At 42.2% G+C, this 12190-nt stretch carries 10 protein-coding genes; 2 read left to right on the forward strand and 8 right to left on the reverse strand.

The window, feature by feature from the left end; translation table 11 throughout:
• Positions 1-56: 56 nt before the first annotated feature.
• Positions 57-893: an undecaprenyl-diphosphate phosphatase gene (locus D7D50_RS01005; RefSeq protein WP_120701240.1), complete on the reverse strand. Its 837-nt coding sequence runs from the start codon at positions 891-893 to the stop codon at positions 57-59.
• 309 nt (positions 894-1202) lie between these two features.
• Positions 1203-3110, reverse strand: a complete 1908-nt coding sequence (locus tag D7D50_RS01015) for a DUF2207 domain-containing protein (protein ID WP_120701241.1) — start codon at positions 3108-3110, stop codon at positions 1203-1205.
• A 118-nt stretch (positions 3111-3228) separates the two neighbouring features.
• Here D7D50_RS01015 and D7D50_RS01020 point away from each other — a divergent pair, with 118 nt between their 5' ends.
• The gene (locus D7D50_RS01020; RefSeq protein ID WP_023022203.1) at positions 3229-4791 is read left to right on the forward strand and encodes an ABC transporter substrate-binding protein/permease; all 1563 of its coding nucleotides are present in this window, start codon (positions 3229-3231) and stop codon (positions 4789-4791) included.
• Positions 4791-5531: an amino acid ABC transporter ATP-binding protein gene (locus D7D50_RS01025; RefSeq protein WP_009732258.1), complete on the forward strand. Its 741-nt coding sequence runs from the start codon at positions 4791-4793 to the stop codon at positions 5529-5531. Before D7D50_RS01020 ends, D7D50_RS01025 begins: the two co-directional genes overlap by 1 nt.
• Positions 5532-5726: 195 nt before the next feature.
• Here D7D50_RS01025 and D7D50_RS01030 read toward each other — a convergent pair whose 3' ends face one another.
• The 6 genes from D7D50_RS01030 to D7D50_RS01055 all read right to left on the reverse strand — a co-directional run bounded on the left by D7D50_RS01030 (position 5727) and on the right by D7D50_RS01055 (position 11873).
• The gene (locus D7D50_RS01030) at positions 5727-5942 is read right to left on the reverse strand and encodes a capsule biosynthesis transcriptional regulator (RefSeq protein WP_006594972.1); all 216 of its coding nucleotides are present in this window, start codon (positions 5940-5942) and stop codon (positions 5727-5729) included.
• 109 nt (positions 5943-6051) lie between these two features.
• Positions 6052-6939, reverse strand: coding sequence for an SPFH domain-containing protein (locus D7D50_RS01035; RefSeq protein WP_023022202.1), 888 nt, complete (start codon positions 6937-6939; stop codon positions 6052-6054).
• A 61-nt stretch (positions 6940-7000) separates the two neighbouring features.
• Positions 7001-8251, reverse strand: coding sequence for a threonine ammonia-lyase IlvA (ilvA, locus tag D7D50_RS01040; RefSeq protein WP_120701242.1), 1251 nt, complete (start codon positions 8249-8251; stop codon positions 7001-7003).
• 214 nt (positions 8252-8465) lie between these two features.
• Positions 8466-9488 (reverse strand): ketol-acid reductoisomerase, encoded by a 1023-nt coding sequence (ilvC, locus tag D7D50_RS01045; protein WP_023022200.1) that lies wholly within the window; start codon positions 9486-9488, stop codon positions 8466-8468.
• 215 nt (positions 9489-9703) lie between these two features.
• Positions 9704-10180, reverse strand: coding sequence for an acetolactate synthase small subunit (gene ilvN / locus D7D50_RS01050; protein ID WP_006594976.1), 477 nt, complete (start codon positions 10178-10180; stop codon positions 9704-9706).
• Positions 10173-11873 (reverse strand): acetolactate synthase large subunit, encoded by a 1701-nt coding sequence (locus D7D50_RS01055; protein ID WP_117745243.1) that lies wholly within the window; start codon positions 11871-11873, stop codon positions 10173-10175. The genes ilvN and D7D50_RS01055 overlap by 8 nt, the downstream gene beginning before the upstream one ends.
• Positions 11874-12190: the final 317 nt, after the last annotated feature.

A 12190-nucleotide genomic window follows, 5' to 3' on the forward strand; every position in this document is an offset into this window, starting at 1 on the left:
CCTCCCCCATAAACATAGCAGTTTGAAGAAAAGGAAGAAGCACTCCAATTTCATTATTAGATAAAGATTTTAATCACTGCGTAGACAAGCAAAATCGCTCCCAGAACAATCCGATATTTCCCAAAAACTGTGAAGTCATGAGTTTTGACATAGTCTGTCAAGAAGCGAATCGCTACCATACTAACACCGAAGGCTACCGCCATAGCAACTAAAAGGATTGTTCCTTGGCTGAAGCTTAAAGCATTTCCTCCCAAGACAAACTTAGCGACCTTTAATAGACTAGCCCCAAACATGGCAGGAATCCCCAGATAAAAGGTGAATTCTGTCACAACTGAGCGACTAACTCTATTGACCAAACCACCTACAATTGTTGCACCTGACCGACTGGTTCCTGGGAAAAGCGACAAGACTTGGAACAATCCAATATAGAGAGCTGTCTTATAAGGCAACTTGTGTAATTCCGTCACTTCCGGCTCTACTTGCTCCCGTTTTTCAAGGTAAATAAAGGCCCAACCATAGGTAATCAGCATGATGGCTACAGAAAAAGAGTTATGAAAATGAGCTTCAAACCAATCATCCAATTTAAAGACAAAGAGCAACGGTAGAGTCGCCACAGCAACTTTGGCCCACAATTGCCAAGTCCGTCTTACCTCTTTTTTCGATTTTCCAGGCTTAAATGGATACAGCTTGTCGAAGTAAATCACAACGACAGCCATAATGGCACCTAGCTGAATAACGACATTAAACATCTCCATAAAGGCAGGGTTTTGATCCTTAAACTGGATAAAGTCTTGAATCAAAATCAAATGACCTGTACTTGAGATTGGAAGCCACTCTGTGACTCCTTCAACAATTCCAAAAAGAATCGCTTTTATCAGTTCAATGATAAACATCTTTTTCTCCTAAACTTACATTTGCTATATTATAACACATTTCTAGTCATAGAACCAGATGCGCTTGCAAGGATGCATAGACTAAAAGAGAGTGGGACAGAAATCGGTAATTCGTTCGAATTCGATTTCGTCGTCCCACCTCCGCACAGTTGAGTAGGGCTGTAAAAGCTGATAAAATCAGCGTAGTAGAGACCACTCAACCACTGCGTCTTGCTCGACAATCCAAAGACAATTGAGAGGCTAGGACTTTTGTCCCAGCCTCCTATGAAATTGTAAACACAACAGTGGCTAGACGGCACATTTGTCACTCTAAAAAGCACCGAAGCCACCGCCTCCACCGCCTCCAGAGAAACCACCCCCAGAACTACCGCCTGAAGATACTGTAAAATGACTAGCGGTTGTAGCAGTCGTTCCATAATTAGATAAGAGACGGCTGGAATGGATTAGATTACTACGAAACGGAGTGTAGACATAGGCATCCATACTTGGGTTATCTAAGTGGATTTGACGAAGCTTCATCACTTTGCTTACTTGATCTGCAAAACCAAACAGAGTGGCATAGACTAATAAGCGATTCCATAAAACCAGCGATTGAATTTCTGCTTCTTCCAAATGAGCGATATCCCGCAACATATTACGGAAACTATCCCAATAATAGCGTTGCTCAGCCCCGATCTCCGTTGGGACCCCATCCCGTTGATAGAGGCTGAACTTCCCTTGGAAGGATGTCGGAAGGATCCACATCACCAACACATATAGCACACAAAAAATAGAGAGCCAGTTTAAGACAAAATAAGCTACTAAACCAGCTACCAAGGCAATGCTCCATGCAGCCCATCCAAAGAAGAGACTTTTACGTCCTGCACTTTCCTCCCCAGCCTCTAAGGGACGATAATAAGAAGGAAGGGTAAATGTTTGGATCTTCTGCTGAACAGCTTGAGAGACACGAGAAATTGCTGCATCAATCCGATTTTGCGCTTGTTTTCCTCGCTCACGAATCTCATCTTGATCTTTCTTAGAGGCATATTTATAGAGAGAATCTGAAATTTCATAATCTGAAAACAAGTCATCTGTTCTACAATATTTTTGAGAACCGAATGCAAGTCTAAGAAACTCTCGCTCAAATTCATCCAATGTATCTTCATTTTGAATCGTTAAAACTGTATGAGTGTCGTATTGCTCACAGATGATATTTTTTCGATCAATCAAATCAAGTAAGGTAGCTTGCACCAACTGATCAAATTTAAAGGTTCCCCGAGCGTGTTTTTTGGTTGGAGAGATTTCATCTAGCTCTGTAGAATAAACTATTGAAGCCATTAGTAGAGGCGCAACGTTATTTGGAATCTCATACAAGCGACTATTTTTCGGAAAAACCTTGGTAGAAGTAACAGATTTCATGAAACGATGACGATAATAAATAGCAAGAAGAAGGAAGAGCAGAACAAGGATTGGAAGTAGGACCTTCATAAATAGGCGAATCCAGGTCCGTTTTTGAACAATTCCAGCTTCCGTCCGATGATAGTTGGCCTCCTCCATCAAGCCTGTATCTCTATCTGATTCCCCAAAGGAAGCTACATCCGATTTCAACCAGTAAGCATAAATTTCAACACCTTCTTTGCGCTTTAAATTTTTTAAGCTCGCAATATAGTTGACACCTTCCTTCTGTATCGATGCATCTGGACCCATATAAGATGTATGAATATTTAATTCTGATTTTGAAACCTCTGAAGCAAATTTCGGGATAATCTGTAACTCTACTTTTTTGACCCCCTGATCCCCATCACTGATCGGCTTCCAGTTCAATAACAAGATATCCCGATGAACATAGAGCAGGTTTTTTAACTGCCAGGTAACCTTCACCTTAACAGTATCCCCTGCGCTTCCGCCATTGTAAATCTTAACCTGATAACCATCACCTAAATTTTGAACTTCTGGTTCTTGTGACAAGGTTCTGCCTTCTACTTCCACCAGGGGAGGAGTTACTATTTCAAAACCTTGAGGCATTTTACCCGCTGATCCCAAGGTGACATATTGACCATTATAGGAAGTTGTAAAATGATAGACCAATTCTTCCTCATAAGTAGCATCGTCCCAAGTTTCCAAGATTAAAGTCCCCCGATAAGACTGAATCTCATAGGAAGGACCATCCGCCTTGACAAGACCCGTTACAAATAGACAGGTCATCACTGCAAATAGAACATACAGAATTTTTTTCATTTTCCTATACTCCTTTGGTATATTATAGCATTTTTTATGAAAAGGCTATCAGGTTTGAAAAGTAGGCCAATTTCCTGTACAATAAGATGATACTATTTATATAGGAAGAGGAGACTACATGAAAAAAACAATTTATGCTCTCTTTACCGGACTACTTTTATGCCTGGGAATGAGCCATATTGTAAAAGCAGACGAATATCTCCGGATCGGGATGGAAGCCGCCTACGCTCCTTTCAACTGGACCCAAGAGGATGATGCAAATGGAGCCGTGAAGATTGATGGCACCAACCAATATGCCAACGGATACGATGTCCAAATCGCAAAAAAGGTTGCTGAGGGACTAGGTAAAAAACCTCTGATCGTTAAAACATCTTGGAACGGACTAATCCCCGCCCTCACTTCTGGTAAAATTGATATGATCATCGCTGGAATGAGTCCGACTGCCGAGCGCAAGAAAGAGGTCGCTTTCTCTAATAGCTACTATACCAGTGAGCCGGTCATGCTGGTGCGTAAAGACGGAAACTATGCGAATGCCACTAGTCTAGATGACTTCAAGGATGCAAAGGTCACCTCTCAACAAGGGGTCTACCTCTATTCTCTCATCTCCCAACTCAAGGGTGCCAAACAAGAAACCGCTATGGGGGATTTCGCCCAGATGCGTCAAGCTTTAGAATCTGGCGTTATTGATGCCTATGTTTCTGAGCGTCCAGAAGCCTTGACAGCTGAATCTGCTAATTCAAAATTTAAGATGATCCAATTCAAAAAAGGTTTTGAAGTCGGGGAGGAAGATGCGACCATTGCTATCGGGATGAAAAAAGGCGACAGTCGAATCGACCAAGTCAATGCTACACTAGCTAAAATTTCGGCTGAAGACCAAGTCAAACTCATGGATGACATGATTGAGAAGCAACCAGCTTCCAGCGATGCTAGCGATGATGAGCAGACTTTCTTCAGCCAAATGATGAAGATTTTGAAAGATAATGGCCCGCAGTTCTTACGAGGAACTGGAATGACCCTCTTAATCTCTATGACAGGGACCATTGCTGGCTTGATCATCGGTTTGTTAATCGGTGTCTTCCGGACTGCTCCTACGTCTAAAAACAAGGCTCTGGCTGCCTTACAAAAATTCTTTGGCTGGTTCCTCAATGTCTACATTGAAATCTTCCGTGGTACTCCGATGATCGTTCAATCCATGGTTATTTTCTACGGTTCAGCCCAAGCCTTTAACATTTCCTTGGATCGTACCTGGGCTGCTATCTTTATTGTTTCGATCAACACAGGAGCTTATATGAGTGAGATTGTTCGTGGAGGAATCTTAGCAGTGGATACTGGCCAGTTTGAAGCGGCTACCGCTCTGGGGATGACCCATGGACAAACCATGCGCAAGGTCGTTCTCCCACAGGTCGTTCGGAATATCTTGCCAGCGACAGGGAATGAATTTGTCATCAACATCAAGGATACATCTGTCTTGAATGTTATCTCTGTGGTTGAACTCTACTTTACAGGAAATACGGTCGCAACTCAAAACTACCAATACTTCCCAACCTTTACCATTATTGCGGTAATTTACTTTATCCTGACTTTCACCATTACCCGTATCCTTCGATACATCGAACGTCGCTTAGACTCTGATACCTACACAACTGGTGCCAATCAAATGCAAGTCAAAGAGGTGAAATAATGGCAGAAAAAATACTTGAAATCAAACACTTAAAAAAATCCTACGGTCAAAACGAAGTTTTGAAGGACATCTCTCTTTCTGTTGAGAAGGGCGAAGTTATCTCCATCATTGGGAGCTCTGGTAGCGGGAAATCTACCTTCCTTCGCTCCATTAATCTCTTAGAAACTCCGACTGATGGAGAAATCCTCTACCGGGGACAGAACGTTCTTGATCCTGATTACGATCTCACCCACTATCGGGAAAAATTGGGCATGGTTTTCCAAAGCTTCAATCTATTTGAAAACTTAAATGTCTTGGAAAATACCATTGTGGCACAAACAACCGTTCTCAAGCGTGATCGTGAAACAGCAGAGAAAATTGCTAAAGCGAACTTAGAGAAAGTTGGCATGGGAGAACCTTATTGGGCTGCTCGTCCAAAACAACTCTCAGGCGGCCAAAAGCAACGGGTGGCTATCGCTCGAGCCCTTTCTATGGATCCTGATGCCATTTTGTTTGATGAACCAACCTCAGCTCTGGACCCTGAAATGGTCGGAGAAGTTCTTAAAATTATGCAAGACTTAGCCAAAGAAGGCCTAACCATGATCGTGGTCACCCACGAAATGGAATTTGCCCGAGACGTCTCAAGTCGTGTTATCTTTATGGACAAAGGGGTCATCGCTGAACAAGGTGATCCAAAAGAAATCTTTACCAATCCAAAAGAAGAACGGACCAAAGAATTCTTACAACGTTTCTTAAATTAAAACAAACTCCCTCACTGGAATGATTCCGATGAGGGAGTTTTCGAATACCATTAAATGAAAGTGAAATTCCACACATAAACTTGTTAAAATCCTTTAATAGCCAGGGATCCAGCTAGTGATACTTTCCTACGATATCCTGATTTATACTATATAAAAAAGAAGGGAAGCTTGTTCCCTTCTTTTTTATATAGTATTTTAATTTTCAAATTTTTGATGATTCTTATCATAAAAATCGATTAAGCCAAGCGCAGTTTCAAACGAGATGTTTTTCACTTTTGCACGACCTTGCGCAAGTGCAATGATAGACATTTCACGGGCGTTCGTTTCTTTACTGATACGATACCCAGTGATCTTTTTATCACGTACCCAACCAACAACTGATTCCACTTTTTCGAAGTTCGATTTAGCCATGATCATTCTCCTATATTATTATTTCCAATACTAATATAAAATTTTTTGCATATTTTGTCAACCATAATAGCTGAAAGTACGAACAATTTTAAAAAAGTCAGATATTTTATTATTTTGCTTTTAAAGCTGAAAGTATTTGAGTACGAATATTCTCTACGCCATCCGGATTTGCTGGTAAGAAGAGGGTATTGGTTCCTTGCTTTTCTGCAAAGTTATTCAAAGTATCCAAATATTGGTTGGTCAAAAGAATGGACATAATCTGTTCTTCTGTCAAATTCACATTGGTATCTTTCAATTCCTTGATAGAATCAGCCAAACCATCTACGATAGCCTTCCGTTGTTCTGCAATCCCGACCCCGTGAAGACGATCCTTTTCAGCTTCTGCCTCGGCTGCTGTAACAATCTTGATCTTATCAGCTTCTGCCAGTTCTTGGGCTGCCACACGTTTCCGTTGAGCCGCATTAATCTCGTTCATAGATTGCTTAACTTCAGCATCTGGTTCAACTTTAGTAATCAAGGTTTTTACGATAATGTACCCATAGGTCGACATTTCTTCAGCTACTTGCTTTTGAACCTCAAGGGCGATTTCATCTTTTTTCTCGAACAATTCATCCAAGGTCAACTTGGGAACAGATGAGCGCAAGGCATCTTCGATGTAAGATTTGATCTGAGCTTCTGGGCGCATCAATTTGTAGTAAGCATCCGTTACATTGTTTTCATTTACGCGGTATTGTGTCGCTACATTCATGGTAACAAATACGTTATCTTGTGTCTTTGTTTCGACCACAATCTCGCTTTGCAAGAGACGCAATTGCACACGCGCCGCAATTTTATCGATTCCAAATGGTGCACGGACATGAATCCCACTGTTGCTGATCTTTTGATAGCGTCCAAAACGCTCAATAATCGCAACAGATTGTTGTTTCACCACATAGAGCGAGCTAATGAATACAGTAGCTCCAACTACTAGAATAGCCAATAGAAAAATCCAAATCATTTCCTGATTCTCCTTTATATTTTATTTACTTTTTAGAAGTGATTCTTTGTTAAAGAATCCATCATACCAACATGTTATAGAGGGTTTCATTTCCATTTAAGTTAATGAAAGAAGGGTCGAATTGTTCAATCCGATTGATCAGTCCTGCATAGTCATGCTTATCTGCCAAAGCGACACCAATCAAGACTGGCCCAGTCCCTTTACTTGCCCGTTTGATGTACTCAAACCGCGTGATATCGTCATTTGGACCTAAGATATCATTTACAAACTCTCTCAAGGCTCCTGGACGTTGCGGGAAATTAACAATGAAATAGTGTTTGATACCATCATAGATCAAAGCCCGCTCTTCCATCTCTGGCATCCGGTTAATGTCATTGTTCCCACCAGAAATCACACAACAAATGGTCTTCCCTTTGATATACTCTCTCAATACTTCTAAAGCCGCAACACTGACAGCTCCAGCTGGTTCTGCAACCAAGCCTTGCTTAGAATAAAGATCAATCAAGGTTTCGGAAATCAAGCCCTCGTTGACGCCAATCAAGGTCTCAACATTTTTTTTCGTTGCTTCATAAGTCAACTGACCAACCTTTTGAACAGCAATCCCATCCGCAAACTTATCAATCTGTTTGAGTTTTACTGGACCTCCGGCTTCAAAGGCTGCCTTCATCGACCGAGCGCCATCTGCTTCGATCCCAATCACCTCGATTTCCGGCGCTTGTTCCTTGATATAGGTGGATACTCCGGCGATGAGACCTCCCCCACCAACTGGTACTAACACAGCATCAAAGTCAATCGACTCTTTTTTAGCTTCCTCTAGGATTTCGTAGGCTACAGTCCCTTGACCCGCTTGGACGTTGGCATCATCAAATGGATCAATGAAGGTACAGTTCTTAACCTCGGTGTATTCCTGCGCTGCCTTAGAAGAAGCATCAAAGGTATCTCCTACTAATTTAATGGTCACATACTCTCCACCGAAGAAACGAACCTGGCTAATCTTCTGCTGAGGTGTCGTAATGGGCATAAAGATGGTTGCTGGGATTTTCATCTCCCGGCAGGTGTAAGCAACTCCTTGAGCGTGGTTGCCCGCGGAGGCACAGACAACTCCTCGCTCTCTTTCTTTAGCAGTCAGCTGAGAAATTGCATAGTAGGCACCACGAATTTTAAAGGAACGTACCCGCTGGGCATTTTCCTTTTTTAAATAGATTTTCGCTCCATACTTTTCAGATAAGTAATGATCATAATCTAAGGGAGTCTCAACAACCACACCTTTTAAAACCTTGTGGGCTTTAATAATATCTTTCGATGTTATCATGTTTTCCTCTTCTTCTCCTTATTTCATCTAATTATATCAAAAGACTGCAAAAATTTCATCGTGTTTTCCAAATTTTCAGAAAAATCACCCAAAATGCTCGCAATGGCACGTCTCTTCATACAGATTCTGCTAAGTGGTTGAAAACACCTTCCAAACCATCTCTACCATTGATGAAAAAGAAGTTGGGATTTCTCCCAACTTCAATCTCGATGGCTTAGTTGTAAATCTTAAATGCATCGTCATCGTTTTTTCCGACGAATGGCATTGCTTTACGCAATTCTGCACCAACTTTTTCGATTTCAAGGTTAGCAGCTTGTTCACGGTAAGCTGTCATTTTCGGACGACCTGCTTTGTAGTCGTTCACAAAGTCATTAGCAAATTTACCGCTTTGGATATCAGCAAGGACAGCCTTCATGTTTTCTTTTACTTGCTCAGTGATGACACGTGGGCCTGATACATAGTCACCGTATTCAGCAGTATTTGAAATTGATTGACGCATTTTCTTGAATCCACCTTCGTAGATCAAGTCAACGATCAATTTCATTTCGTGAAGAACTTCGAAGTAAGCCAATTCTGGAGCGTATCCAGCTTCCGTCAAGACTTCGAAACCTGCTTCGATAAGAGCAGTCAACCCACCACAAAGAACGGCTTGTTCACCAAACAAATCTTCTTCCGTTTCTTCTTTATAAGTTGTTTCCAAAAGACCAACGCGTGCTGAACCAACACCTTTACACCAGTCCATGGCGATATCTTTAGCATTTCCTGTAGCATCTTGGTAGACAGCGTAAAGCGCTGGCACACCAAATCCTTCTTCATAGGTACGACGTACCAAGTGTCCTGGTCCTTTAGGCGCACACATGAAGACGTCAACATCTGCAGGAACTTTGATGAATTCGAAGTGAATGTTGAAACCATGAGCAAAACCAACAGCGTTACCAGCTTCCAAGTTTGGCGCAATTTCTGTTTCGTACAATTCTTGTTGGATTTCGTCTGGTGCCAAGATCATGATGACATCCGCCAATTTAGTTGCTTCTGCTACTGTGTAAGTATCAAAACCATCTTCTTTTGCTTTCTCAAAAGATTTACCAGGACGAACCCCGATGATCACATCGTGACCTGAATCACGTAAGTTTTGAGCATGGGCATGCCCTTGTGATCCATAACCGATCACAGCAATTTTCTTACCGTCAAGTGCTGCTACTTTAACATCTTTTTCATATTCCATTTTTACTGCCATTGTTTTTTCTCTCTTTTCTATATTTATTGCCTGTTAGGCTATTTTAACAAATTTAGGTTATTTTTTACTCAATGAAAATCAAAAAGCAAATTAGAAAGCTAGCTGTAGGTTGCTCGAATCACTGCTTCGAGGTTGTAAATAAGACTGACGAAGTCAGTAACATATACCTACGGCAAGGCGAAGCTGACGTGATTTGAAGAGATTTTCGAAGAGTATTAGTCGCGGGTAAATCCAGTTGCACCAGTCCGTGCGACATTCTTAATCCCATAAGGACGAATGACACGCAGAAGAGCTTCGTTCTTCTCTGCATTCCCTGTCATCTGCACGGTGATGGAGCTCGGAGCTACGTCTACCACAGTCGCGCGGAAAGGCTGGATAATAGCCAGCAATTCTGCCCGTTTCTCTGCAGGCGCTGAGACCTTGATCAGAATCACTTCACGTTCTAGGTGAGGTTTATCTGTGATATCTCGAACGCGAATCACATCGACCTGGCGATTGAGTTGCTTGATGATTTGTTCCACTTCATCATGAGATGCGACATCAATGATAATAGTAATCCGTGATACATTAGGATTTTCTGTTGCCCCTACTGAGATACTCTCAATATTGACTTGGCGTCTCGACAAGACACCGGTAAAACGATTGAGGACCCCAGACCGGTTTTGAAGTTTGGCTGTTAACATTCTACGCATTAAACTTCACCCCCAACATCTCATGATTGCTCTTACCAGCTGGTACCATCGGTAATACATGCTCTTTACGAGAAATGTCAATCTCGATAAACATCGGTACATCTTCGGTAATGACTTCTAAATCTTTCTCAAGGGTTTCAGGATTATCAAATTTGTAGTTTTTAATCCCGTAGGCTTGGGCCATTAATTGGAAGTCAGGCAAGGTTTCAAAGACAGACTCTGATGTCCGTCCATCATAGAAGGCTTCTTGCCACTGACGAACCATCCCCAGTGAATGGTTGTTGAGCATGATGACCTTGATTGGAATCTTGTAAACATTCAAGATAGCCAATTCCTGGTTGGTCATCTGGAAACCACCATCTCCGACAAAGAGTACGACTTCTTTATCCGGATTGGCAATCTTAGCACCAATAGCGGCTGGCACACCGAATCCCATGGTTCCTAGTCCACCAGAAGTCACCAACTGCCGTTCATTTTGATATGGGTAGTACTGAGCTGCCCACATTTGGTGTTGTCCAACGTCTGTCACGACGATGGCATCCCCCTTAGTCAACTCACCAACACGTTCAATAACCGCTTGGGGTTGGACGACACGTTCTTTCTTATCATAAGAACGAACCCGATTTTTATCTTTGGTAACCTTCTCAACCCATTTCTCCGTATTGTTATGAACCAACGGCTCTGCTAACAACTGTTGTAGGGCTTTTTTTGCATCGCCAACGACTGGAATATCAACTGCAATGATTTTACCAATCTCTGCCGGGTCAATGTCAATGTGAGCGACTTTGGCATTCTTCGCAAAGGTTTTTGGATTTCCTGTCAGACGATCATCAAAACGACAACCGATGCTAATCATAAAATCCGCTTCGGTCATGGCAATGTTGGCTGCAAAGGAACCGTGCATACCTCCCATCCCAAGGAAGAGAGGATGACTGGTCGCAATCGTTCCCTGTCCTAGAAGACTAGTTACCACAGGAATCTGATAGCGCTCAGCCAAGGCTACCAATTCGTCCGCCGCTTCTGCATAGCTGACGCCACCACCAACTAAAAGAACTGGCTGTTTAGCCTTGCCAAGTTGCTTCAAGATTTTCTTAATCTGTAATTCATTTGGTTCAATAGTCGGCTGGTAACTTGGAATATTGATGGCCGGATTGTAAATATAATCTGTTTCTAAGGCAGAGACATCTTTTGGAAGGTCAATGACGACAGGTCCTGGACGCCCAGTTGTCGCAATATGAACGGCTTCCGTGATAACCCGTGGAATATCCGCTGTCTCACGTACTTGGTAATTGTACTTGGTAATCGGCATGGTAATCCCAACAATATCTGCCTCTTGAAAGGCATCTTTTCCAATCCCAGAACGGTTGACCTGACCAGTAAACACAAGAAGAGGAACGCTATCACTCATGGCATCCGCAATCCCTGTAATGGCATTGGTTGCTCCAGGTCCACTTGTGACGACGGCCACACCTAGCTTCCCAGTTGATTTGGCGTAGCCTTCAGCTTCATGCAAGCACCCTTGTTCATGTCGACCAAGAATGTGTTTGATCCCTTTAAAACTATAAATAGCATCATAAAGGGGCAAAACCGCTCCACCTGGATAACCAAAAATGGTATCGATTCCAAGGTCTCGAAGCGTTTCTAGCACAAGCTCTGAGCCTGTCTTTGCAGTTTCTAAGGTAATTTTCTCCATGTCTCTCCTTTCTGTTTCTTTGATTATCAAATGAGCATGCTACTATCATACCTTTTTTCATATAACTTTTCAAGTAAAAATCACAAATTTTCTGAATTTTCTATCCAAATCCGAATAATGAGAGCTCTCCTAATAAATTGACAAATCTAATCAAAAAAGAGGCTGGGACAAAAGTCCTAGCCTCTCAATTGTCTTTGGATTGTCGAGCAAGACGCAGTGGTTGAGTGGGCTCTACTAGGCTGATTTCATCAGCTTTTACAGCCCTACTCAACTGTGCGGAGGTGGGACGACGAAATCGAATTCTAACGAATTACCGA

The organism is Streptococcus koreensis, assembly GCF_003627135.1.
Taxonomy (GTDB): domain Bacteria; phylum Bacillota; class Bacilli; order Lactobacillales; family Streptococcaceae; genus Streptococcus; species Streptococcus ilei.